This window comes from Corynebacterium sp. HMSC062E11, assembly GCF_001811845.1.
Classification (GTDB): Bacteria; Actinomycetota; Actinomycetes; order Mycobacteriales; family Mycobacteriaceae; genus Corynebacterium; species Corynebacterium hesseae.
In genome coordinates, this window is record NZ_KV806780.1 from 23,822 (window position 1) to 46,872 (window position 23,051).

Consider the following 23,051-nt stretch of genomic DNA (forward strand, 5'->3'; position numbering starts at 1 on the left):
GTGCCACGCGTTTCCCAAAGGATGGCGGCGAGGAGAGGGGGGCTGAGGGCGTGGAACAAACTGACGAGTACGTGCCATGCCTCTCACCTACTCCCCTCCCCGCCCTCCGTTTGGGAAGGCGGATGGCGAGGGGATGGGACTAAAGGTTTAGCCCCAGTTGGATTCCTTTTCAGCAGCCCAGTTGTCCTTGAACTGCTTGACGACGTCATCCCACTTCAGGGTGCCGGAGGCATACTGAGACAGGGCTTGGCCGAAGTCATCCTTGAACTGCTGTGACGGGAAGTACTGGAAGTTCCACGGGTAGGTGGTGAGGTCTTCGTTGTCGATAGCTTCCGCGACCTGCTTTGCCAGCGGGTCATTCGGAGTGTCTTCTGCGGAGTAGTTCTTGAACGGGGCAATGAAGCCAAGGTCCTTAACCACGTGCTCCTTGCCGGCATCGGAGGTGAAGAGCCAGTCCACGAAGTCCTTGGTAGCCTTCTGGTCTGCCTCGGAAGCCTCCGAGTTCACACCCAAGTAGTTTTCGGTACCGACGTTGATGCCGTGCTTCTCCTCATCCGGCAGGCCCATGTACATCGGCAGGAACTTGATCTTGTCTTCCTTGACTACGTTGCCGGAGGTCTCGGAAATCTGGGACCATGCCCAGTTACCGTTTTGGACCATGGCGGCCTTGCCCTGAGCGAACTCAGCCATGGAGTCAGAGACCGTCTTAGACGGGGCAAGAGACTTCTCGACGGTGGAGTTGTCCAGGTAGAGATCGAAGAGGTTCTTGTACTCCTTGTTATAGGAGAAGTCGATTTCGTTGGTGTCCTCGACGCCCTTGTCTTGGTACTCCTGCCAAATCGGAGCGTTGGCCAGGTGTGTCTGCCAGCGCCAGTCCTCGCCGGAGGTCAGTGAGGTGGAGGCAAAGGCGCCCTCAATGCCGAGCTCGTCCTTCTTCGCCTGCATGTCCTCGGCGACTTCCTTGAGCTTCTGGTAGCTCTTGATCTCATCGGTGGACTTGATCTTTGCCCCGGAGGTGGCGATGTACTTGTCGAAGATCTCGTCGTTGTAGATGATGCCGAAGCCCTCGACAGCGAACGGGACGCCGCGTACCTCTCCATCTTCAGTGGTCAGTGGCGGGATGTCATCGGTGAGCTGCTTAGCTACCTCGGTATCCGACATGTCTGCCATGTAGTCTTGCCAGGTGATGAAACCAGCCGGGCCGTTGACCTGGAAGAGGGTCGGTGCTTCATCTTTGCCGATCTCAGCCTTGAGGGTCTGCTCATAGGAGCCGGAGGCTGCGGTGACGACCTTGACCTTGACGCCGGTCTCTTCGGTGTAAGCCTTTGCGATCTCCTGGTAAGCGGCATCCTGTTCTGGCTTGAAGTTCAGGAAGTAGACATCGCCTTCGTCGTCAGTAGAGCCTGAGCAGGCGACGAGACTTGCGGCGGCCAGCATGGAAGCCATGCTGATGGATGCGATGCGAGTAAGACGCTTCATGTGGTCCTCATCTTTCTTGATGAAAAGCGGGATGTTGAGCCGTAGATAGACAACCGGCTCGTATGCGGTTATGTCTGGGCGATCCTCCATGACAAAGGCTCTTGCCCAGTGCTACCAGTTGGTCCATAGCTGGTCACTATCCGACTATGAACTGGTTAGCCTGTCTCCTACCTTAGTGAGGTATTCCACACGATCAAAAGAAATCGGGCCTAAAACGCCCGATTGTGACTATATCCATATTCGGGCATGAGATCGCTCCCCATTTAAGGGGCAATCGGGCCTAAAACATACAAAACGATATAAGAAACGGCTGAGAGCGGCTCGATAGACTTGAGCTATTGAGCGGTGTTGGGGCACACGGGCGGTTATGACAAGTCGTCATTCGGTGCCGGCGTCTGAAGCAGCCGAGCCTCGTCGCGGCGGGCGGGCAATACGGAAGAGAGATAGGACGCCGTGGCTTCCGGGAGGGTTACGGCTTCTCCCCTCTCTTGGGCGAGGAACCAGCGGTGGTCAACGATCTCGTGGAAGATCTGTGCCGGTTCCAGCTTGTGGAGCATCTCGACGGGAACCGCAGCAATGGTCGGTTCATACTCGTGTGTCATCCACAAGTGCGCCGCCTGGGTCAGCCCAACATGAGGGCCGCACTCGATGGCCTGATAGGCCTGGATAGAGCCCAATAGGCGTTGCGCTTGGTGCTCCTCGACGCTCAGCCCTGTCAAGCTCAACAACTCCGAACGATAGTGGCCGGGATCGACTACCACAGGGCGAATGCGCACGACCTGTTTCGACTCGTCCTTGGTGACCTTGAGCTCCCCCACGTCGAAACCCAGCTGGTTAAGGCGGTCGATCCTCTCGGAAACGCGCCAGTACTCGCTGGCATCTACGGATTCTTCGGCGGTCAGCTCTGTCCACAATTCAAGGTAGGAACTCTCGACCAAGCTTCCGAGGGCGATAACATCGATATCTTGATCTAGGCATTCACCTGCCTGCAAGTCCATGAGCTCACCGATGATGTTGACGCGGGCGATGTCGACGTCGTAAAGCCTGCGTGACTCGGAGAGATTGGGCTGGAACTCCCCTGTTTCGGCGTCGACAAGATAGGCCGAATAAGTCTCGGCATCACGCCGGAAAAGGGTATTCGACAGCGATACATCACCCCAGTAGAAATTCAGCAAGTGCATCCGCACCAAAAGCACCGACAAGGCACGGATGAGCTTCTCCGCTTCGACGACTGTCAGGTGCCGCGAGAAGATCTCGCGGTACGGAAGAGAAAACTCTAGGTGTTCAGTCACCAGAGCTGCGGTGAGCTCTCCGTAGCTTTCTACAGCCGGCTGGCGTCCCGTGATGACTGCAACGGGACGCACGCTGGGAGCGCCGAGGCGCTGCAGCTCACGCAGCATCTTGTACTCGTGGTGAGCGGTACGCGCACCAATCTCCTTGACTGCGACGATGCCGCGATTGATCCCCACGAAACGCACGATATGCCGGGAAATGCCCCTGGGCAGTGCGGCGATGAGATCATCGGGCCACTGTTCCAGGGGCGTATCCCAAGGCAACGCCAGCAATGCCGACGCGTACGTCGAAGAGGTGATGCTCATGGACTCTTTCATGTCGAGTCACTCCACCTTCTTTGCTGATTTTGGCCTAGAGCTTTGCCACAGCCGTGCTGACGTTCGCGACATGTTCCGCGGGTCAGCCGGCATATGGGCTTAAGGGAGGCGCTTGCCAGTCGACGCCGAGAAGTTGTGCTGGCCGCCTTCCACGATGCGTGCGTGGAAAATGCTGCCCGGGGCAGGCGCAGTGTTCGGAGCTGCACGAACGACGATCTGGCCCGACTCGGGAACGTCTTCGCTCGAGGAGCCGAGATCACCTTCGCCCACCAATTTTCCGTAGAGGAAGGAGTCGGAACCAAGCTCTTCCACGAAGTCAAGCTTGATCGGGATGGAGAGATCGGTGGACTCGCCCTCGGGGATGATTTCGAGGGCCTCTGGGCGGAAGCCGATGGTGATGCGACCGTTATCCTCCGGCGTCATCGCAGCGACAGTTTCCGGGGAAAGCTTGATACGAGCATGGCCGGAGGTTGCGTTACCGTCCTTGACAGAGAAGGTGCCCAGGTTCATTGCCGGGGAGCCGATAAAGCCGGCGACGAAGACGTTGGCGGGGCGGTCGTAGAGCTCGCGGGGTGCGCCAACCTGCTGAAGGTAACCGTCCTTCAGTACAGCGATGCGGTCACCCATGGTCAAGGCCTCAGTCTGGTCGTGGGTGACGTAGACGGTGGTAACCCCAAGCTTGCGCTGCAGGGCTGCGATCTGGGTACGGGTCTGCACGCGCAGCTTGGCATCGAGGTTGGACAGCGGCTCATCCATGAGGAAGACCTGCGGGTTACGCACGATTGCGCGGCCCATGGCAACACGCTGACGCTGACCGCCGGACAGGGCCTTCGGCTTGCGCTCAAGGAATTCGGTAAGACCCAGGGTGGCGGCGGCTTCGTCGACACGCTTGTTAATTTCGTCCTGGGACTTGCCGGCGATTTTCAGGGCGAAGCCCATGTTCTCGCGCACGGTCATGTGCGGGTAGAGAGCATAGTTCTGGAAGACCATGGCGATATCTCGGTCACGCGGGGCAACGTGGGTGACGTCTTTGTCGCCGATGTAGATGGCACCGTCGGTGACGTTTTCCAAGCCGGCCAGCATGCGCAGCGTCGTGGACTTACCGCAGCCGGAGGGGCCGACGAGGACGAGGAATTCGCCATCGGCGATTTCCAGGTTGAACTTCTTGACGGTGGGTTCCTTAGCGCCTGGGTAGGTCAGGGACGCATCTTTGAACGTTACGGTTGCCATAGCATACTCTCCTCCATCGGCAGGTACGTGCCGAACGATCCGTAGTGTGAGAATGAAGTGAAGCAAGTCACTGTGCACCAGATAAAGTGCCACCTACGACATTAGCACTGGTGGTGGTTATTACCGCAAAAGCCCGAAAACCATGACAGGTTTTCGGGCTTGTTTGCCTTATGCGAGGCTCGAAAGGTCAGCGTGCCTTTCCTTGGAGAGACTGGATTTTAACGGCTGAGCATTCCTTTAACCAGGCTGGATACCTCGGACACAAAGTCAGACACGGCATTCTTAGCCGTGGCGGCCTTGGAACCAAGCTCCATATCCTTCACTGTGCGGGAAGTGATCTTGGATACTTCCGAGGTGAAGTCGCTGACCTGCTCGGAGCGGTGAGCGACTCCCCACTTGGTCACCTCGAGCAGGGAATCCTTGACGAAGGAGCCGTCCAGCTTGGATTCGCCCAGCTCGCGCTCGGTGAAGGTAATCGGAACCTCGCGGACATCGAAGCCATCCTTGATGGCGCGGAAGGCAACATCTACCTGGAAGATGTAGCCGGCGTTGGATAGTTCCTCAAAGTCGAGGTGCTCTAGCAGTTCGCGACGGAAGGCGCGGTATCCAGCGGTCATGTCGTTGATGCCAGCGCCCAGCGCCACCGAAATGTACTTGTTGCCCAATCGGGACAGTAGCTCGCGGTTGGCCGGCCAGTTCACAGTCTCTCCACCCGGCACATAGCGAGAACCGATCACCAAGTCAGCACCCTTGTCGATCTCCTCGAGCAAGAGATGCAGCTGCTCCGGGGCGTGGGAGCCGTCCGCGTCCATCTCGCAGAGCACCTGGTAGTCCTTCTCCAGGCCCCACTCGAAGCCGGCGATGTAGGCGCCGAGGAGGCCGCCCTTGCCCTCGCGGTGAAGGACGTGCAGGTGAGAATCCTCGGCGGCCAGCTTGTCCGCGGCCTCTCCGGTGCCGTCCGGGGAGTTATCGTCCACGATCAGGATGTGAACCTCCGGGGTGGCCTTGCGCACGCGGCCGGTAATCAGCGGCAGGTTCTCAATCTCGTTGTAGGTGGGGATGATGACCAGAGTAGATTCGCGGGTCGAGCTCACTAGTTCCTTGCTCCTTTTGGTTTCTGCTTTAAGGCGCGCTGCGCCGTCCGGACAAGCGGGTGGAATAGATCGCGTACAGCGCGCAGACCGTTCCAATAATAGTCATGAGCCACTGCAGGAGCGAACCATAACGCACCGCAAATGTACGCCCCTCTCGGAGCGGAAGCTCTTCTTCGAGATAAGCCGGTTCAAAGATGCCGCTGTCCTGGCTCACGGAACCATCTGGGTGCACGATGGCCGAGACCCCTGACGTGGCCGCCACAACGACGGCGCGATCTGCTTCCATGGCGCGCAGACGGCTCATGGCCAACTGCTGGTAGGTCATATCGGAATCACTGAACGTGGCGTTATTTGTTGGCGTCGTGAGAATCTGCGCCCCGTTGTTAATCGCGGTTCGAAAGGCCTGGTCAAAGCTCACCTCGTAGCAGGTGGCAACGCCGACCGCAGTTCCGGCCATGGTCACCATTCCTGGCCCGTCACCGGGTTTCATGTCGCCTGCGAGATCCACCAAATCGGTAATCCGCGCAAAGAAGTCACGCATCGGCATCGTTTCGCCAAAAGGCTGCAGGTACTTCTTGTAGTGATGCTCCCCCACCGATCCATCCGGGTTGAATACCTGCATGGTGTTGCGCGCACCGACCTCATCGCGCGTTAACGTGCCGACGAGGATGGGGGCGTCGATGTCGTGGGCGGCGGCGTCGATAAGCGCCCGTGCGTCGTCGTTGGCAAAAGGATTGATATCGGAGGAGTTCTCCGGCCAGATGACGATGTCAGGCCGTGCACCATCCTTGGCTGCCTGTTCGGTGACGCGGACGTGGTTATCCAGCACCGCGCGGCGCTGCGCGGCGAAGTCGAGGCCAAGCCGCGGAACGTTTCCCTGGACAGCGGCTACCGTCACAGTACCCGTGGTATGGCTAGGGCGATTCACGCCCTGCGCAGCTACAAGTCCGGCAAGCAACGGCACCGCTAAGAGGGCACAGGCCAACCGTGGCGCGCGCGCAAGCCCCACCAGACCCGCGCCCATGCAGACGACCGCACAAGTAATGAGCGCGGGACCACCCCACGGGGCGAGGTTGGCCAACGGTCCTTCGATCTGACCCCATGCCAGGCGCACCCAGGCAAAGCCTCCAAAAGGTACGGAGGAGCGCAGCATTTCCACCGCCACGTAGAAAAAGGGAAAGAGCGCGAACCCATAGCGCAAGCGCAGCAGTGCTGCCCCACCGACGCCGAGGAGGATGCTGTACAGCGAGAGGAAGATAGCGAGCGCAATATAAGGCATGTTGCCCACGAGCTCACCAATCCACGGCAGCGTGAAGAGGTACAAGACAGCGCTATGGACTATGGCGATGAGTACTGCCCATCCTAGATGCAGGGGCTTTCTCCACGGCGCCAGCGCTGCCACCAGCATGGCCATCCCAATGATCCCCGCGGCCCACCAGCCGCGTGGTTCCACCGAAAGATACGTGACCGCGCCCGACAGAGCGGCAAGAACAAGCCGCGCGAATATGGGGAGCACTACTTGCTTCCGTCCTCGAAGTCCTCGGGCTTAACGTGTTGAGTCCACGAGCGGATTTCTTCTTCATCCAAGACTTCGTGCGATTGGCCTGACTGATCCATCCCGCTGTCGGCTGTATTGCCACCAACAGTGCCGAAGGAACCATAGGAATCGCGGTGCTGCGACATGGGCGAGGCCTCGTACACGCGCACGCCCATGTCCTCAATCTTTTTGAACATCGATGCGGCAAGGAGCGTGCGGATTATGGAGCGCGTGGGCGCAAAGATGAGCAGAGCGCCAAAAACAGTGGAGACGAACCCAGGCAGCGAAAGCAGGATGCCGCCCACCATGGTCAGACCAACATTGCCGGCCGTTTTGCCTGGGGTGGGATCCTCCATCACATAGACGCCGTCTTCGGTCTGCCGGATGCGGCTGGCCATCATGCGGCGCACTTCCCAGCTGGCAATCGTCATCCCGAACAGCATGGTTAACGCCAAAGCAAGCAGCGCCCACAGCACACCGATCCACTCGGCGACTGCCCAAAACGCCAGGGTTTCGAGGAGGATGTACGCGATGAACAGAAGAAACGGCATGCAGCCCACCATACTTGCTGGACCTGCCGGTTCGCTGGCGACCCTCCCGTAACGATTAAACTTGCGCACCATGTCCCTCACTGAGTCGAAGCATCCTGAATCCGAGACCATGCGCTTCCACCCCGCCGGCGGCGTCGTCACGCCCGAGCAGTGGTTAGCACTGGGCCAGGCCGCCCGTGAACATGGCGATGGCTATGTGTACCTAGAGCAGCACAGTGTTATCAGTGTGCGCGGCGTGAGTAACGAGCAGGCGCTTGGCGACGTCCCCCTCCCCACCGCCGCTGCCCACGTCTTGGCCTCTCCCCTCTCTCTTCAGGCGCGCCGGGTAGCGCAGCGCGTTGCTGATGCCTTATCTGAAGAGGAAGGAACCTCCCCGGCTATCACCCGCGCTGCGGTCTTCGGCGTCGATGGTGGAGCTGGCGATCTCCTCGCACACGGCGTGGCGGCGGGACTCCAACTATCCGGCGGCAGTGCAGGGCAGGTCGAGGAAGCCGACTCCGCACGCCTCATCCGTGAGGGGGCAGCAACTGGACCGGCGCTGGGATTATGCGACGCGATTTCGCAGCTCGTGGACTACGTGGACGAGGTCTCCGCTGAGAATCCAGAGGCCATTGACCGGTTGTCCTCGGCTACACCTGCCGGACTCGCGCAATCGGATGTGCCCATTGGTTGGTTAACCGAACACACTGCGCCCGGCCGCGTCGATCTCGGCGCGGGCCTCCAAGATGGCGTGTTGCCCGCAGAGTACGCAGGGCTCATTGCTCAGCTGGGAGCAGCGATCACCGTTACTCCGTGGCAGGGCTTGGTCATCCACGATTTGGCGGAGGGCGATGCGGACGTCGTGCTCCGCGTCCTTGCTCCGCGCGGCTTCATCTTTGATGCCAATTCCCCCGCGCTCGGACATCGCTAGCGCGGCATGTGCCGCCAGATGGGGCGCGGGACAAGCTTCATGACCCAGGCCAACAGCTGAAGCGTCCGTGGGATCCACAGCGTGCGGGACACCGGCCGCGAACCCGACGAGGATTCGACGGCCTTGACCACAGCTTGTGCGACTACGTCAGGTGTCACCGACAGGGGCGCGGGTTTCATCCCTTGTGTCATGGACCCGATAACGAAACCGGGGCGCGCGGTGATCAGCGCTAGGTCGCTGCCCTGCAGGCGATCCGCCAGACCTTGGCAGAAGGCATCGAGGCCAGCCTTGGTTGAGCCATAGACATAGTTGGCCCGCCGTGCACGCCAGCCCGCAATGGAGGAAAAGGCCACGATATGGCCTCTTTTCATGACGTCGGCCAGCACGGTGAGCATAGATACCTGCGCGGCATAATCAACCAGAGCGATGTCGAAGGCATGGGCTTCGTCGTGCTCAGCTTGCTCCTGGTCACCCAAGATTCCGAAGGCGACAACCGCCGTCGTGATGTCCTCACCCGCGAGCGCTGCAGCTTGCTCGATAACTGCGCGGTGGGAGGACACATCCGCGGCATCGAAGGAAAGCGTGTGAACGGACGTTGCTCCGTTGCGCAGAAGCTCTGAGGTGAGCTCATCCATGCCGTGCTCACCCCGCGCGGCAAGTACTACCGGGCGGCCTGCGCACAACCGGCGTGCAAGCTCGCCGCCAATATCGCTGCGCCCACCAAGAATCAATAGCGCGCCCATTAACGCAACCCCCTCGGAGCTTGGTTCAAAGACTCGTAGCCGGACTCGGTGGTCACCACGATGTCCTCGAGACGCATGCCCCATTTTCCGGGTACATAGATACCAGGTTCGATCGAGAAGGCCATGGACTCTGCAAGCTCCAGCTCGTTTCCTTCCATGATGAAGGGCTCCTCGTGCGTCGACAAGCCGATGCCATGTCCGGTGCGGTGCGTGAAGTACTCACCCCAGCCGGCGCTTTCGATCACACTGCGTGTCGCACGGTCGATCTCCTGGGCAGTCGCCCCGGGCCGTGCAGCAGCTCGCCCGGCAGCTTGGGCCTCTTCCAACACCGCATAGGCTTCCTGGAAATCAGCAGGCGCCGCAGAAGGATCTGCGCCTACCACGTAGGTGCGTGTGCAATCAGAGTGATAGCCGGAGGGCAACGTGCCCCCGATATCCACCACCACGGGATCACCAGCGCTGAGTTCGCGCTCCCCGTAGTCATAGTGCGGGTTCGCACCATTCGGGCCGGAACCAACGATGATGAAGTCCACCTCTTTGTGCTCGCGCAAGATAAGCTCGCGCAAATCTGCCGCTACGTCGGCCTCAGTGCGGCCAGGCTGCAGGAGACGTGGCACCTCTGCATGGACGGCATCGATAGCCACTGCCGCAGCGCGCAGCTCCGCGACTTCATCTGGGTCCTTGCGGCTAAAGAGCCCAGCCAGCGCCTCGGTAGCAAGCACATACTCCACATGTGGAGCATCCGTCGAAGTGAGCGAAGACGGCTCGACTTGGCGTCGAATCGTGGACTGGAAACGCAATACGTGGTCCGCAGTTAGCGAAGAGCCCACAGCCACGGTGGTGGGATGCGTACCGTCTAAGGCCAGTGCATAAGGGTCCTGCCCGTCACTCCATCCCACTAGCTGGGCAGCAACGCCTTGAAGCGATTCAATGTCGGTGCTGGGTGCGACGATGATCGGTTTGGCCTCGGGACGGATGACCAGGCACGTCAACCGCTCATGGGAAGAGACCCAGGAACCCGTAAGATAAGCGAACTCTGCGCCGGTACCCACGAGCAATACATCGATACCCTTGGCAGCGGCAATCGCGCGGGCGCGGTCCAAGCGGGAAGCATAATCAGTCATGGCAGTTAGCCTACCGCTCGCCTTCGTCCAGTTAAGCTGGGCGCCGTGAATTCCTATCCCGCAGCCGTCAAGATCCGTACCCGCGGTAGCTATTGCTCGGGTGTGCTCATCGATGCATCCTTAAACCCCCGCTCCCAGCAGCGAACCCGGCTAGTTCTGACCTGTGCGCACTTCTTTCGCGATGGCGTGGGCGGTGGTGAACACTACAAAGTCAGTGGCGGGTTCAACCGGCGGATCACCGCCGTGCGCACGATTGACGGGACCGATATAGCTGTGTGCCTGCTTGATATACCAGCACCGCCCCGGGACCTTCCGGGGCTCGCTAAAAGCACACCGCATTTTCGCGCGCCAGTCAACACCTGGGGATATGGCGGAAAGTCCCGTCGCGCACAGAAGCGAACGGGGTTGTTTCTACTGCCCTTCTTTCGCACGTGGTCCATCGACTTCCACACCACTGTCTCCCCCGCCGGATTTGTCTTCAACACGATTCCGGCAGTCAAGGGTGACTCGGGTGGGCCAGCGCTTGTCGACGCCGCCATCATCGGCACACAAGCCCTCATCCTCAACCCATTGGGGAGAAACCTGAAGCTAGCCACGGTGGCGCTGGTCGCGCCCCACCGCAAGGCCATCGCGGCGGCAGCCTCCGCGATGCTGGACTTGGTCGAAGGAAATTAAGCGCCGATGGCGACAACGCCTCGTTGAATCGCGTCAATGGCGCGCCGGGCATTGCGGCGAATCTCTTCTTCGTAGCCTGTCTTGGCTACCTGCTGGAGCAGGTCGATGACCTGGCGGCACCAACGGACGAAGTCGCCTGGAGTCAGCTCTGCGCCGGACTCGTTGGCAGCGGCCATGCAATAGGCCAAGGGTGCGCCCGCCGTCCACTGGTGGATCGCCAGCGCGAAGGCGGGCTCCGGTTCACGGGTCTGTGGCAGATTATGGCGCTTCTCATCGCTGACAAGCTCCGTGTAGATGCGCCACGTTGCGTTCATGGCGTCCGCCATGTCGTCGCTAGCCGCACCTGGTTCGCCGCGGGTGGCCTTGCGGTTTTCGAAGACACACAGGGAGGCAACGCCGGCCAGCTCTGCCGGGTCAAGGTCATTCCAGATACCCCGCTTGAGGCATTGTGCCACCAGTAGGTCGGATTCGGAATGGATCTTGGCCAAGCGCTCGCCTTCGTCCGTGATGACCGGCTCGCGGTCCTCGCCATAGCCTTCAAACTCCACGTAATCCATTTCCGCCAGCAGGTCCACGATGCGCTCGAAAGTGCGGCCGAGGGTATCCGTGGCGCGCTCCACCTTGGCTTCCAACTTGTGGAGCTCGCGCTCGCGTCGGGCGAGCTTTTGGGCCACACCGGCCAGCTGCTCGCGGTCGGTCGCCGGCCAATTGTGCACCGGGTGCTCGCGGAGGGCATCGCGCAGCTGCGCGATCTTCTTGTTGGGACGATTGCGCGGCTCAGTGCGCATCTTCTTAGGCCGCTTGTAGTAGTCGCGCTTGAAGGCATCCTGAACATACTTGGTATGCCGACGCGGATTCTTCTGCGCCGCACGCGGCAGCTTCATGTGGCCGACCACAATTGGCGGATTATCTATACCGGCTGCATCGATGCGGCCTGACCACCCGGTCTCCGTGGTGACCCAGGGGCGTGGATCGGCGGTCTGGTTTGCTGGGGTGATGACAACTGCCAGGGTTGGTCGCTTCTTCGTTGCGATAGCGATGACCTCACCCACCTGCAAGCGGGCAAGGACCGCCGCGACCTCCTTGCTCCTCTCTTCTTTCTTGGAGGCACGCGCTGACTTTTCCTCCTCAGTCAGTGCGCGGCGCAGCCTCATATAGTCCATGAGGATCTCCGCCGGGTCTTCACCATCAATTGTCGGTGGTGCCAAGTTATCTACGGCCTGATCCAACTGTGCCCGAAGCTCACGGACCCGGTGCTCAGCGCGCTCAATCTCGCGCGTTTCTTCCACGACGGAACCATCCGCCTGGAACTGCGCAAAGGACTTCTCCAGCAGGCGCAGAGAGTCATCGAAGCCGAGCATGCCCAGCAGGTTGATGGCCATGTTGTAGCCGGGTTCGAAGGTAGAGATGAGCGGATAAGTGCGGGTCGATGCGAGGCCCGCCACCGCGGTGGGATCCATGGCGGGTGCCCACTGCACGACGGCATTGCCCAAGGTATCGATGCCACGCCTGCCCGCGCGGCCGGTGAGCTGCGTGTACTGACCCGGTGTCAGGTCCACGTGTGCCTCGCCGTTAAACTTCACGAGCTTCTCAAGGACCACCGTGCGCGCCGGCATATTGATTCCTAGGGCAAGGGTTTCGGTGGCAAAGACCGCACGAACCAGACCTTTGACGAAGAGCTCCTCCACGATGTGCCTAAAAGCTGGCAGCATACCCGCATGGTGGGCGGCGAAGCCACGCGAAAGCGCCTCGCGCCAGCGCTTGAAATCAAGAACCTTGAGGTCTTCTTCCGGAATGCCTTCCACGCCCTTATCGACGATGGCCTTAATCTCAGCTGTCTCCTCTTGGGAGGTCAACACCATGCGGGAGCGCAGGCACTGATACAAAGCGCCATCGCAGCCCGCTCGGGAAAAGATGAAGGTAATCGCCGGCAGCATCTCCATTGACTGCAGTTCTTTGAGTACCTCTGGACGACCCAGCGGCCGGTAGCGGTCCTGCGCGCGGGGTGCGCCGCTGCGCCGATCTTTGTTTCGGTCGTTGCGTCCTCCGCCTTTGTGTCGGGCACGTGCACGGAAGCTCGCGCGGTTTTGTGCATAGTCTGCGCGGCCGTTATCGCTGTCTCCTGCTTCTAGGCGCTGGATACGGCGCGCCAACTCAGCATTGACCTGGCCGCCTGAATCAGGCTCGAAGAGTGGGTAGATCTTGCGTCCCACCATCATCCACTGGTCCAGCGGGACGGGGCGCTTATCGGTAACGATGACCTTGGTATCTCCGCGCACGGTGGTTAGCCACCGGCCGAACTCCTCGGAGTTGGACACCGTTGCCGACAAACCGATGATGGAAACATGTTCCTCGAGGTTGAGGATGACCTCTTCCCATACCGCGCCGCGCGAGGCATCCGCCAAGAAGTGGATCTCATCCATCACCACGTGGGTCAAGCGATCCAATGCGCCTGAGCCCGCATAAATCATGTTGCGCAAAACCTCAGTGGTCATCACGAGGATGTCCGCGGAAGAATTGATGGAGACATCACCCGTCAGCAGCCCCACGGCATCCTCGCCGTGTGCCTCAACCAGGTCGTGGTACTTCTGGTTACTCAGCGCCTTGATAGGGGTGGTGTAGAAACAGCGGGTCCCCTGGCGCAGCGCCAGGGACACGGCGAACTCACCAACGACCGTTTTGCCCGCGCCGGTGGGAGCACAGACCAAGACTCCGTGGCCCGCTTCAACTGCTTGGCATCCTTCGATCTGGAAGTCATCCAGTGAGTACGGCAGGGCTTGAGTGAACTCGTCCAGATGCGTCAGTGTCATAAGTCCCCAGGGTACCTGTCAGGTACCGCGAACTAGCGCGACGGTCCCCGGCGCCAAGCGGGAACGTTTGAACAAGGTACCTAAGAAGGCTGACAATCCTACAGAACGTCGTCGAAGAAGCCGCTCTGCGGGGGCTGAGTGTTCCTCTGTTGAGGCTGCGGTGTCGGAGCTTCACCCGTCGAGGTCGGGGGAACAGGCCTGGAAGATACCGGCCGCGAAGACGCAGAAACGCTCGTTGATGCAGACACCGGAGTTGGTGCACCTATGGCACCCGGACCTTCGTCCAAGGACGAGGCTGTTTCATCATCCAGATCCATCCAGTCTGGGCGCTGGCGCTTCTGGCGTTTGTCGTTGATGCGGCAGAACTGGAAGGCCAATTCCACGAGGAGTACGAGGGCACCGGCCAAGACCAACATCGAAAAAGGTTCTTGGCCGGGTGTCACCACCGCAGCGAAGATCATGATGGCGACAATGATGATGCGGCGCTTGTCCTTGACGTCATCGTATTCCAGGACACCTATCACATTGAGGCATACCACGAGTAGTGGGATCTCAAAGCTCACGCCGAAGATGAGGAGCAACGTCAGCAGGAAGTAGAAATAGCGCTCACCGGTTAGTGCCGCGGTCTGGTACTCCGAGCCCATGCCCATGAGGAACTCCAAACCCACGGAAAGGATGAAGTAGGCAAGAAGCGCGCCAAGCACGAAGAGAACTACCGCCGTGGAGACAAAAAAGAAGGTGAAACGGCGCTCGTTCTTATGCAGACCGGGCACAATGAATGCCCATATTTGATGGAGCCACACCGGTGAGGACATTACTGCGCCAGCCAACGCGCCCACTTTGAGGCGCAGCAGCAGCATTTCGAAGGGGCTGGTGGCGAGCAAGCGGCATTCGCCATCCGCGGTGAAAGAGATGCGCTTTTCCTCAGGCAGCGAGCAATAGGGCCCACGCAAGATCTCGCCTAGCGGCGCCATATTAAACGGAGCGTTTTGATACCAAATGAATCCGATGATGGTGCCTACCACGAGAGCAAGCAAGGAAATCACGATGCGCCGACGCAGTTCTTGGAGATGTTGGACTAGGGTCATCTCCCCCGTAGGATTCTTGGGCTTGCGGCGCAGCTTTGAGGTCCACTTTTGCTTGCGTGCGCTAGACGCGGGATTCGGCGGTGTACTCGCGGTACTCAATGCAATGCCTCCCTAGAAAGCCCACAGCGGCACACACTCCCTTGGAGTTCCAAGTCCCTTGAGCGTGGTGTGCCTACCGAGAAAGATGATTAGTTCTGATTTCCATCAACCGGCTTGGATGCGCGCGGCTGCATTTCCGGGCTGTTCCAGAAGTCCTCATCGTTCTTCTTCGATGCAGCAATTTGGGCCTGCTGCTCGGGAGTGTTGTTCTCCTCCTTCATCTCCTTGACTTCGGACTTAAAAATGCGCATGGAGCGGCCCATCGAACGAGCTAGCTCCGGCAGCTTCTTGGCGCCGAACAACAGCACGATAACGAGAACGACAAGGCCGATTTCCAAAGGTCCCACGGTCATTGAGGGTGCCCCTTCTTTCTAGGTTGATGAAGCGTACGCTTCCATGCAGCGCAGCGCTGCACGGGGCGCACACAGGAGAGCTCTTAGTCTGGCAGTTGAGTATAACGCTCCAACGCCCGTTTTCTATGTTCCGAAATGGCGTCGACGAGCTTCTGCGGCCCCACGACCCGCAATCGGTCGGCTTGACCGAGAGCGAAACGGCTAAACCATGCTTCAGATCCGACGGGCATCGTCGCAGCTATCCGCCCATTTTCTAGTGTTTTGCCGAGAGTGATGTCGTAGTGTTCTGCTAGCCAGGTGAATTCTTGGTTAATCTCCAGCTGCGCAACGAGAGTGTGATCTAGGCCAAAGGGGGAATCGGGGTTGAAGTCCAGCTTGCGCAGGTGCGGGGTTGCGGTTGCGTCAAGCACCTCAACATCGCTCATGCGGTCCAAGCGGAACGTGCGGTGCTCCCCTACCGATTCGTCCCAGGCCACCAAATAGGGTTCTCCATCCACGATGAAGATTCGTGCTGGGTGCACGGTGCGCTCGCTGGTGCGGTTGGAGGACATGCTCCAATAGGTGAAACGGACCTGCCGGCGCTTGTCGACGGCCCCCGCCAGCGCCGCTTGCACCTGAGATTCCTCCGGATCCGTTGTGGCCAGGGAATCGTAGATGGCGGCGGTCTTTTCATCCATGATCTCGCGCAGCTTCGCGGCGGCGGAATGGACTGCGGAGACGTCGACAAGCCCCGGCATTGCCTCAAGGGACTCGAGCGTCAGCAACAACGCGCCGGCCTCCGTTGGGGTCAAGCGCAGGGCCTGGGTCAGGCCCTGGTCGTTGTAGATCTCGATGCCATCGCGGTAGCTGAAGCTTAAGTCGATGAGGTCCTCAGTATTGCGGCCCACCCCGGAGCAGAAGAGCCTATCGACGGCATCCTTAAGCTCAGCGGGGGTCATTCCCAAATCCTCGGCCGCCTCCATCGGGGTCAACCCTGGGTGGTTGCGCAGGTATGGGATGAGGTTGAGGGAGCGAACAAGAGACTGCAGTTTGCGTGGCTGATCAGCCATGGTGTGATTCCTCCCCACTCAAGAGCGCGACGATGTCTGAACGAACTTCTGTCGGTTCAATCACCACGACATCTGGTGCATATCCCGCGGCGGTGCGCACTAGCCAATCGCGGCGCACGCCCGTCAGCGCAAGGAGGCCATCCGCGCGTCTGCGTCCGGCATCGACAAGCTCCGCGGCCTGGCCATCTGGTACCTCAAGGAGGGCATCGACGGTGTCTCCCCGGTCAAGCGCTTCCACGACGAGATCTTGCAGCGGCGCGGTGGGCTCGAGGTGGGTGGCCGCAGCGCGCGAGCGCCTGACGTTGTCCACGCGGGTAGCGCGGAAAGTACGAGGTGCCTCGCGGTCCACATCCCACCCGACGAGGTAAACGCGATCACGGTGGTTGACTAGGCCCCAGGGATCCATGTGGCGGCGAACCGGCTTGGCTGAGGGCGTGGCGTAGTAATCAAAGGAAATGCGCAGCCCCGCGCGCACGGCGGTAATCACCCCGGTGACGAGCTCTGGGCTCAGCCTGGTCATGTCGTTGACGGCGGTGTAGACGGGCGCACCGCGCAAGTCGCGGGAGGCTCCCGAGGCTGCGAGTTTGGTCCACGCGGACAAGCTGAAATCACTCAAGCCCCCCGGGGTGCCAATCCCTCCGGCAACGCCCAACACCATGGCTTCCTCGGGTGTGAAGTCCACGGGAGGCAGCTGGTAGCTCTCAGGATCAAGGCGATACAGCGAGCCTTCCACACCACTGCTGTGCACCACCGGCACTCCGGCGCGTTGCAGCGTCACAATGTCGCGGGAAAGCTGCTTCTGAAAGGCCTCGTCGCTGCGGGATTGATAACCCTCGACGTTGGTGCGAATCCAGGCAGCGCTGCGGTCGGGAACGCCGCCTTGGTGCGCTGCGCCGTGGAGGGCAAAGGCGAGGTTGGTGAGCCTTTCGATGGCTCGATCTCGGACTGGTGTCCGAGCCGCAGTGCGATCTGCTGACGGCATGATGGCAGGTTCCTTGTTGAGGTTCGGGGCCTTAAGCACCTTGGTGCGAACGCATGTAGTCTAACAACCCGTCTAAGCGCGGGTCCTCGGATACGAAGGGGTCGGAGAACTCTTCGGTCATGGGTTCTGGGCGGTTGACTTTCATCCGCGTCCAATCCACCGTCACAGCGGCATTGAGCTCGCGGGCAACGGCGAGGAACTCGCCGCGCAGCTTGGCACGGGTGGTCTGCGGTGCGGTATCGACGGCGGCATTGATTGCTGCATCATCGATCCACTGTTCCACCATGCCGCGCTGCTCCAGCACGCTGTAGAGACCGCGCCCAGGGCGAATGTCGTGGTAGGTCAGGTCAATCTGGGCCAGCTTGGGGTGCGCCCAATCTCCGCCCAGGCGCTCGCGGTAGCGGTTCAGCAGGCCGCGCTTAATCACCCAATCGATCTCGCGGTCGACCGCGGAAAAGTCTTGTGTGTCAATGGCCTGGAGGGTGCGCTTCCAGAGATCGACGACGCGTGCGAGCTCAGCCGTTGGTGTCCCGGTGTCCTCGCGGTGCTCCAGCCAACGCTCTGCGGCGGCACACAGTTCTTGCTGGATTGCGAGCGCGGTGGTGTTGCCGCCTCCCTCGAGCGGAAGCTCGGTGCGGCCGGTGGAATCGAGCGCGATGGTGCGGATGTGCTGAATTGGATCAAGCACCGAAAGCTCCGGTACCTCAAAGCCAGCCTCTAGCATCTCCAGCATGAGCAGCGTGGAGCCTACTTTGAGCGCCATCGTGGGCTCCGCCATGTTGGAGTCGCCGACGATAACGTGCATGCGGCGGAAACGCTTCGAATCACCATGCGGTTCATCGCGGGTGTTGATGATGGGGCGTGAGCGAGTCGTCGCAGAGGACACGCCCTCCCACACTTGGTCGGCGCGCTGTGAAAGCACGAAACGCGCAGGCTCGTCGCCCTTGGCAGGTTTAATCATCCCGGCGCCGCAAATGAGCTGGCGGGTGATCATGAACGGCAGGAGGGCCTTGCCGAGGTCTTTGAGCACCACGTGGCGGCCAATGAGGTAGTTCTCGTGGCAGCCGTAGGAATTGCCCGCAGAATCGACGTTATTCTTGAACAAGTAGACGGCGCGCTTCTCCCCCTCCGCAGCCAAGGCTTCCTCCGCCTGTACGGCCATGCGGTTGACCATGGCATCGCCAGCGCGCTCGTACGCGATGAGCTGGCTCAGGCTATCGCATTCAGCGGTGGCGACCTCCGGGTGGGAGCCGACATCGAGGTAGAGGCGCGAGGCGTTGGGGCTAAAGATGTTCGAGGAGGAGTACTTCGACACGATGGGCCGGAAAAGCACGCGAGCTATCTCATCCGGGGACATGACTCGCTGGCCATGGGAAGCACTCGCCGTGATTCCGTACTCGGTTTCGATGCCCATGATCCGCCGTGCGTATACAGGGGCGCTACCGGAGCGCTGTTCCACCTTTATTCGCCGCCCTTTTGGACGTAGGAGCGCACGAACTCCTCGGCATTGGATTCCAGGAGCCCATCGATCTCATCGAGGAGATCATCGGTTCCGGCGCTGTTGATGCTGACTTGTCCAGCGTCGAACTCTTGTGAGTCTCCTCCCTCACCGTTGCCGCCGCCGGCATTGATCTGAGACTGCTGTCCGCTCATTGTCAGAGCTCCTTTCGCGAGTGGAGGTTTGCTGCGCTAATACAGTGTAGGGTACTCGATTCGCACCCCGAGCTGGCGCAAACCGTCGACGAAATCGGCGGCGCTGTCTGCAGATTCCAGCAAGGTTCCCACTTCGTCCTGTCCGAGCCGCGTGGTGTCATCGAGCGCCACGCAGGCGGCTCCCGAGTTGGCGCCCTCGGCTTCACCAATTCGGAAGGTTAGTGACTGCCACGATGCGGCCAGGACGTCTTCGCCGAACATGCGGGTGGCGTGTCCGCGCAGATAAGCGCGGGTATCCGTGGGCGGGGTGTCGCCGGCCGCAGCAATCTCCTCCTCACTGACCAAGGTGCGCATCTGGCCCTTGCGCACGAGCGCGTGGTAGAGGGACTTGGCCGGGTCAATATCGGTGTACTGCAGATCGATGAGCGCCAGCTTCGGGTCATCTGCAGCCACGCCACGGTCGAGGTATCCCTTAATCAAGCGGTACTTGGCTACCCAATCCAGCAGATGGGCCGCCTTCAACGGGTTGTCCGCCAAGAGCGACACGACCTCGTCCCAGGCGGCAAGAACCTTCTCATCTGACTCTGAGGTCGCAGTGACCCGCTCCCGGTAGACGGCGAGGATCTCGAGGGCGGTGAGGCGGCGGCCGTCGTGAAGCTCCAGCTGATGAGTCAGGGTGAGGTCGCGGCTAACTCGCTGGACCTCTGCCACGGGGTCCTTCAGGCGCAGGTCACTAAAGTCAACGCCCTCCTCAATGGCGTCCAACACCAGTGACGTCATACCCAGCTTGAGCAGCGTCGAGGTATGGGCCATCGTGGCATCACCGATGATGACGTGCAGGCGGCCAAAGTCCTCTGCCACCGCATGCGGTTCATCACGGGTGTTAATGATGCCGCGGTTGAGCGTGGTCTCCAGGGAAATCTCCTGCTCGATATAGTCCGCGCGCTGCGAGATCTGGAAGCCTGGTTCCTCACCATCAGCGCCCAGGCCCATGCGGCCAGCACCGGTGACCACTTGACGGGTGACGAAGAACGGGATCAGACCTTGGGCGATGTCGTCGAAATCAGTCTCCCGGGAGTACTGGTAGTTTTCGTGGCTGCCATAGGAAGCTCCCTTGCCGTCCACGTTGTTCTTGTAAAACTTCAGCGGCGGGCAGGGATCGTGCGTGGCCAGTACTGACGTGCCCTGGGCAGTCAGAGATGCTACGGCATCTGCAGCGCGGCGCAGGATGAGGTCGCCGGCGGCGTCATAAAGCATCGCATCCCAGGCATTGGTGCACTCCGGAGAGGAATACTCAGGGTGGGCGTGATCGACGTAGAAGCGGGCTCCGTTGGCCGTGACCACGTTGGCCACGCCCAGCGCGTTTGGGTCCACCACGGGCACGGTGTGGTAGCGCTTGAGATCGAAGCCGCGGCTATCGCGCAGCGGGTGCTCCTCCCGAAAGTCCCAGCGGGAGCGCGCACCGGTATGCAGGGCGGCATAGGCCACTACCGCGTGCGTGGACGTCACGATTGGTGACAACGCCGGGTTCGACGGCGTGGAGATTCCGTACTCGGTTTCGGTTCCTAGGACACGGCTCAAGGTTTTACTCCCATCAATTCGACCCCGGTGACATGCGCGCCGGCGGAGGTCCCGGCGACGATCTTGGCCCACTCCTCCGGGTTGGCGGATGTCGGTACGTATTCCGATTCAGCCTGCTCGGCAGCAATGGCCTGGTGCAGGTGCGCGGCGGTGATGCCTGCGGGTTGTTTACCCTCCGCAGCGTTGGTTTCGTCCAAAGCCTCCTTGATAGCCAACTTCTTTGCGCGGGAGACGATGTTGGCGATCATCGCGCCGGAGACGAAGTCCCGGTAGTGCAGCACGCGAGGATCCGCGTTGGAGAAGTGCAGCGTGACGAAGGGGCGCTCCGCGTAGAGATCCTCCACTGCGGTATCGATGAGCTGGGAAAGCTCGCCCTCGTGCGGGACTGATTCCGGGAAGTGGCGCGCAAAGATTTCCCGCGCGCCCTGCTTGGTGGGCCGGTTGACGCGGATCTTGATGTCGAGGCGCCCCGGGCGCATGATGGCGGGGTCGATGAGCTCCTCGCGGTTGGTGGCACCGATGACGATGACATTGCTGAGCTTCTCGACGCCATCCAATTCCGTCAGCAGCTGCGGGACGACGGTGGTTTCCATATCGGAGGACACACCGGAGCCGCGCGTGCGGAAGATGGATTCCATCTCATCGAAGAAGATGATGACCGGCCGCTGGCTACCATCAGCAGTGGGCTCGGAGGCAAGCTCGCGGGCGCGTTCAAAGATGAGGCGGATACGGCGCTCAGTCTCACCCACGAACTTGTTGAGCAGTTCTGGGCCCTTCACGTTGAGGAAGTAGCTGGGGGCAGTAGCGCCCAGGGACGCCGACAGAGAATGCGCGACCGCCTTGGCGATGAGCGTCTTGCCACAGCCAGGTGGGCCATAGAGCAGCACGCCCTTCGGCGGCTGGAGATCGTATTGGCGGTAGAGCTCTGGGTGGAGGAAAGGCAACTCGACCGAATCGCGGATGAGCGAAATCTGCTCGTCCAAACCACCGATGTCCTCGTAGGATACGTCCGGGACTTCCTCCAGCGTGAGCTGCGCTACTTCAGTCTTGTGCACGCGCTCGGTGGCCACGCCTGATTTCGGCTCGACCAGGAGGGTATCGCCGGCACGGACGGTATCGCGCAGCATCGTGCCGAGCAGCACCACCTGCTCTTCGCCCGCGGAATTGATAACCACCGCGCGGTCGGTGCCTAGGCGCTCCTGGAGCGTCGCCAGCGCGCCGGTATTCACCGGGGCACAGCCCTCCACCACCACGAATCCTTCGCCCAAGCGGACCTGCTGCCCGACTTCTAACGAGCCTGGCTCCAGGTTCGGAGAAATCTTCACCCGCATGGCGCGGCCATTGGTGTATACCTCAGCATCGCGGCGCGAATCGTGTGCGCGCCCGGAATAGCCAAGAAAGACGCCGTACGTGGAGGCAGGCTCTGCAAGAGCGTCCACCTCCGCGAGCATCTGCTGAAGCTTCGTGCGCGCATCCTTCAACAGGGCAGCAAGCTTGGCATTGCGCTCAGCCAGTTGCTCTATCTGGCGGCGGTGCTGGCCAAGTTCCTGGGAATGAGTGGCATCGTTCATAGAATCCACCCTAGCGCGCGGTGCGCCACGTTAAGCCTCGGGGCTTATTTTCGGGCGCGGCGCTGCGGGCGGGGCGGGGTGACGCCGTCGGCAAGCCGACGCGTCCAGATCAGGAACGCGGTGTGCGCGTTCATGCGGTGCTCCGGGCGGGTGGCCAAGCCCTCCACCTTCCATTCACGCACGAGGGACTCCCAGGCGCGCGGCTCCGTAAAGCACTTCAGCTCGCGGATTCCCTCCATCACCTTCATCAGCTGCGGCACGGTGGCCACATAAGTCATGAAGACGCCGCCCGGGATGAGGATATCGCGCACCTTCTCGAGGTGCTCCCAGGGTTCGAGCATGTCCAAGATGACGCGATCCACGGGGCCGCCGAGCTCCTCGACGGTCACATCGGCCAAATCGCCAAGCCGCGGGCTCCACCACTCGGGCTGCTCACCGAAGTATTCGGCGACGTTGTTCACGGCGTATTCCAAGTGATCATCGCGCACCTCATAGGAGAAAACGTGGCCTTCTGGCCCCACGGCGCGCAAGAGGGTCATTGAGAGTGCTCCGGAACCGGCGCCGGCTTCCAGCACGCGCGCACCCATGAAGATATCGCCCTCGACCAGGATCTGCGCGGAGTCCTTGGGGTAAATCACCGCAGCACCGCGCGGCATCGACAAGACGTGATCCACCATGAGGTGGCGGAACAAGAGGAAGGAGCTGCCCAGCGTCGAATCGATGACGGAGCCCTCATCCATGCCGACGATGTCATCGTGGTTGATGATGCCCTTGTGCGAATGGAACTGGCCTCCCTCCTCGAGGACGATGGTGTAATGACGCCGCTTGGCATCCGTGAGCTGCACGCGGTCGCCGTAGCGGAAGGGGCCAGAATAAGCCATAGCGTGAAAAACCTTTCACAAAGTTAGGGGC

20 protein-coding genes are annotated in these 23,051 nt (G+C 60.8%); 2 read left to right on the forward strand and 18 right to left on the reverse strand.

Annotated features, from left to right (window positions below):
* Positions 1-147: 147 nt before the first annotated feature.
* From HMPREF2822_RS02460 to HMPREF2822_RS02485, 6 genes are all read right to left on the reverse strand, one after another.
* Entirely contained in the window at positions 148-1,479 is a 1,332-nt protein-coding gene (locus HMPREF2822_RS02460) for an ABC transporter substrate-binding protein (protein ID WP_070520595.1), read from the reverse strand.
* Positions 1,480-1,844: 365 nt separating this feature from the next.
* Positions 1,845-3,089, reverse strand: coding sequence for a DUF4032 domain-containing protein (locus HMPREF2822_RS02465; protein ID WP_070520475.1), 1,245 nt, complete (start codon positions 3,087-3,089; stop codon positions 1,845-1,847).
* A gap of 99 nt (positions 3,090-3,188) precedes the next feature.
* Positions 3,189-4,319, reverse strand: coding sequence for an ABC transporter ATP-binding protein (locus HMPREF2822_RS02470; protein ID WP_070520478.1), 1,131 nt, complete (start codon positions 4,317-4,319; stop codon positions 3,189-3,191).
* 218 nt (positions 4,320-4,537) lie between these two features.
* Positions 4,538-5,413, reverse strand: coding sequence for a polyprenol monophosphomannose synthase (locus tag HMPREF2822_RS02475; RefSeq protein ID WP_070520481.1), 876 nt, complete (start codon positions 5,411-5,413; stop codon positions 4,538-4,540).
* 28 nt (positions 5,414-5,441) lie between these two features.
* Positions 5,442-6,929, reverse strand: a complete 1,488-nt coding sequence (gene lnt / locus HMPREF2822_RS02480; RefSeq protein ID WP_070520484.1) for an apolipoprotein N-acyltransferase — start codon at positions 6,927-6,929, stop codon at positions 5,442-5,444.
* On the reverse strand, positions 6,929-7,501 hold the full coding sequence (locus HMPREF2822_RS02485; RefSeq protein ID WP_070520487.1) for an FxsA family protein: 573 nt from the start codon (positions 7,499-7,501) through the stop codon (positions 6,929-6,931). Before HMPREF2822_RS02485 ends, lnt begins: the two co-directional genes overlap by 1 nt.
* Before the next feature lie 70 nt (positions 7,502-7,571).
* On the opposite strand from HMPREF2822_RS02485, the gene HMPREF2822_RS02490 reads away from it, so the two are divergent.
* Positions 7,572-8,411: a cobalamin biosynthesis protein gene (locus HMPREF2822_RS02490; RefSeq protein WP_070520490.1), complete on the forward strand. Its 840-nt coding sequence runs from the start codon at positions 7,572-7,574 to the stop codon at positions 8,409-8,411.
* On the opposite strand, the gene HMPREF2822_RS02495 is transcribed toward HMPREF2822_RS02490, so the two are convergent.
* Both HMPREF2822_RS02495 and HMPREF2822_RS02500 read right to left on the reverse strand, forming a co-directional pair.
* Entirely contained in the window at positions 8,408-9,154 is a 747-nt protein-coding gene (locus HMPREF2822_RS02495) for an SDR family oxidoreductase (protein WP_070520492.1), read from the reverse strand. The genes HMPREF2822_RS02490 and HMPREF2822_RS02495 overlap by 4 nt on opposite strands.
* The gene (locus tag HMPREF2822_RS02500) at positions 9,154-10,278 is read right to left on the reverse strand and encodes a M24 family metallopeptidase (RefSeq protein ID WP_070520494.1); all 1,125 of its coding nucleotides are present in this window, start codon (positions 10,276-10,278) and stop codon (positions 9,154-9,156) included. Before HMPREF2822_RS02500 ends, HMPREF2822_RS02495 begins: the two co-directional genes overlap by 1 nt.
* 45 nt (positions 10,279-10,323) lie before the next feature.
* Between HMPREF2822_RS02500 and HMPREF2822_RS02505 the strand changes: the two genes are divergently transcribed.
* Positions 10,324-10,953 carry a serine protease gene (locus tag HMPREF2822_RS02505; RefSeq protein WP_232755548.1) on the forward strand — a complete coding sequence of 210 codons (630 nt, stop codon included), beginning with the start codon at positions 10,324-10,326 and terminating at the stop codon, positions 10,951-10,953.
* Here HMPREF2822_RS02505 and HMPREF2822_RS02510 read toward each other — a convergent pair.
* The 10 genes from HMPREF2822_RS02510 to HMPREF2822_RS02555 all read right to left on the reverse strand — a co-directional run bounded on the left by HMPREF2822_RS02510 (position 10,950) and on the right by HMPREF2822_RS02555 (position 23,020).
* Positions 10,950-13,763 carry a DEAD/DEAH box helicase gene (locus HMPREF2822_RS02510; protein ID WP_070520497.1) on the reverse strand — a complete coding sequence of 938 codons (2,814 nt, stop codon included), beginning with the start codon at positions 13,761-13,763 and terminating at the stop codon, positions 10,950-10,952. The two genes, HMPREF2822_RS02505 and HMPREF2822_RS02510, sit on opposite strands and share 4 nt — an antisense overlap.
* 98 nt (positions 13,764-13,861) lie before the next feature.
* The gene (gene tatC, locus HMPREF2822_RS02515; RefSeq protein WP_070520500.1) at positions 13,862-14,851 is read right to left on the reverse strand and encodes a twin-arginine translocase subunit TatC; all 990 of its coding nucleotides are present in this window, start codon (positions 14,849-14,851) and stop codon (positions 13,862-13,864) included.
* A gap of 188 nt (positions 14,852-15,039) precedes the next feature.
* Positions 15,040-15,303 carry a Sec-independent protein translocase subunit TatA gene (gene tatA / locus HMPREF2822_RS02520; RefSeq protein WP_070520503.1) on the reverse strand — a complete coding sequence of 88 codons (264 nt, stop codon included), beginning with the start codon at positions 15,301-15,303 and terminating at the stop codon, positions 15,040-15,042.
* A gap of 83 nt (positions 15,304-15,386) precedes the next feature.
* Positions 15,387-16,352 carry a helix-turn-helix transcriptional regulator gene (locus tag HMPREF2822_RS02525; protein WP_070520506.1) on the reverse strand — a complete coding sequence of 322 codons (966 nt, stop codon included), beginning with the start codon at positions 16,350-16,352 and terminating at the stop codon, positions 15,387-15,389.
* Positions 16,345-17,334 carry a helix-turn-helix transcriptional regulator gene (locus HMPREF2822_RS02530; RefSeq protein ID WP_070520509.1) on the reverse strand — a complete coding sequence of 330 codons (990 nt, stop codon included), beginning with the start codon at positions 17,332-17,334 and terminating at the stop codon, positions 16,345-16,347. The genes HMPREF2822_RS02525 and HMPREF2822_RS02530 overlap by 8 nt, the downstream gene beginning before the upstream one ends.
* 31 nt (positions 17,335-17,365) lie before the next feature.
* Complete coding sequence (gene pafA, locus HMPREF2822_RS02535) at positions 17,366-18,748, reverse strand: Pup--protein ligase (protein WP_070520512.1); 1,383 nt, start codon at positions 18,746-18,748, stop codon at positions 17,366-17,368.
* Positions 18,749-18,795: 47 nt separating this feature from the next.
* Positions 18,796-18,987, reverse strand: coding sequence for a ubiquitin-like protein Pup (locus HMPREF2822_RS02540; RefSeq protein WP_070520514.1), 192 nt, complete (start codon positions 18,985-18,987; stop codon positions 18,796-18,798).
* A 36-nt stretch (positions 18,988-19,023) separates the two neighbouring features.
* Positions 19,024-20,568 carry a depupylase/deamidase Dop gene (gene dop / locus HMPREF2822_RS02545; protein ID WP_070520517.1) on the reverse strand — a complete coding sequence of 515 codons (1,545 nt, stop codon included), beginning with the start codon at positions 20,566-20,568 and terminating at the stop codon, positions 19,024-19,026.
* The gene (gene arc, locus HMPREF2822_RS02550) at positions 20,565-22,139 is read right to left on the reverse strand and encodes a proteasome ATPase (RefSeq protein ID WP_070520520.1); all 1,575 of its coding nucleotides are present in this window, start codon (positions 22,137-22,139) and stop codon (positions 20,565-20,567) included. Before arc ends, dop begins: the two co-directional genes overlap by 4 nt.
* A 44-nt stretch (positions 22,140-22,183) precedes the next feature.
* The gene (locus HMPREF2822_RS02555; protein ID WP_070520523.1) at positions 22,184-23,020 is read right to left on the reverse strand and encodes a tRNA (adenine-N1)-methyltransferase; all 837 of its coding nucleotides are present in this window, start codon (positions 23,018-23,020) and stop codon (positions 22,184-22,186) included.
* Positions 23,021-23,051 lie beyond the last annotated feature (31 nt).

What these genes read in the sequence shown, in the direction of transcription:
- HMPREF2822_RS02460 (WP_070520595.1), bottom strand. Translation starts at nt 1,479, where the DNA reads ATGAAGCGTCTTACTCGCATCGCATCCATCAGCATGGCTTCCATGCTG.
- HMPREF2822_RS02465 (WP_070520475.1), bottom strand. Translation starts at nt 3,089, where the DNA reads ATGAAAGAGTCCATGAGCATCACCTCTTCGACGTACGCGTCGGCATTG.
- HMPREF2822_RS02470 (WP_070520478.1), bottom strand. Translation starts at nt 4,319, where the DNA reads ATGGCAACCGTAACGTTCAAAGATGCGTCCCTGACCTACCCAGGCGCT.
- HMPREF2822_RS02485 (WP_070520487.1), bottom strand. Translation starts at nt 7,501, where the DNA reads ATGCCGTTTCTTCTGTTCATCGCGTACATCCTCCTCGAAACCCTGGCG.
- HMPREF2822_RS02490 (WP_070520490.1), top strand. Translation starts at nt 7,572, where the DNA reads ATGTCCCTCACTGAGTCGAAGCATCCTGAATCCGAGACCATGCGCTTC.
- HMPREF2822_RS02495 (WP_070520492.1), bottom strand. Translation starts at nt 9,154, where the DNA reads ATGGGCGCGCTATTGATTCTTGGTGGGCGCAGCGATATTGGCGGCGAG.
- HMPREF2822_RS02500 (WP_070520494.1), bottom strand. Translation starts at nt 10,278, where the DNA reads ATGACTGATTATGCTTCCCGCTTGGACCGCGCCCGCGCGATTGCCGCT.
- HMPREF2822_RS02510 (WP_070520497.1), bottom strand. Translation starts at nt 13,763, where the DNA reads ATGACACTGACGCATCTGGACGAGTTCACTCAAGCCCTGCCGTACTCA.
- tatC (WP_070520500.1), bottom strand. Translation starts at nt 14,851, where the DNA reads ATGACCCTAGTCCAACATCTCCAAGAACTGCGTCGGCGCATCGTGATT.
- tatA (WP_070520503.1), bottom strand. Translation starts at nt 15,303, where the DNA reads ATGACCGTGGGACCTTTGGAAATCGGCCTTGTCGTTCTCGTTATCGTG.
- HMPREF2822_RS02525 (WP_070520506.1), bottom strand. Translation starts at nt 16,352, where the DNA reads ATGGCTGATCAGCCACGCAAACTGCAGTCTCTTGTTCGCTCCCTCAAC.
- HMPREF2822_RS02530 (WP_070520509.1), bottom strand. Translation starts at nt 17,334, where the DNA reads ATGCCGTCAGCAGATCGCACTGCGGCTCGGACACCAGTCCGAGATCGA.
- pafA (WP_070520512.1), bottom strand. Translation starts at nt 18,748, where the DNA reads ATGGGCATCGAAACCGAGTACGGAATCACGGCGAGTGCTTCCCATGGC.
- HMPREF2822_RS02540 (WP_070520514.1), bottom strand. Translation starts at nt 18,987, where the DNA reads ATGAGCGGACAGCAGTCTCAGATCAATGCCGGCGGCGGCAACGGTGAG.
- arc (WP_070520520.1), bottom strand. Translation starts at nt 22,139, where the DNA reads ATGAACGATGCCACTCATTCCCAGGAACTTGGCCAGCACCGCCGCCAG.
- HMPREF2822_RS02555 (WP_070520523.1), bottom strand. Translation starts at nt 23,020, where the DNA reads ATGGCTTATTCTGGCCCCTTCCGCTACGGCGACCGCGTGCAGCTCACG.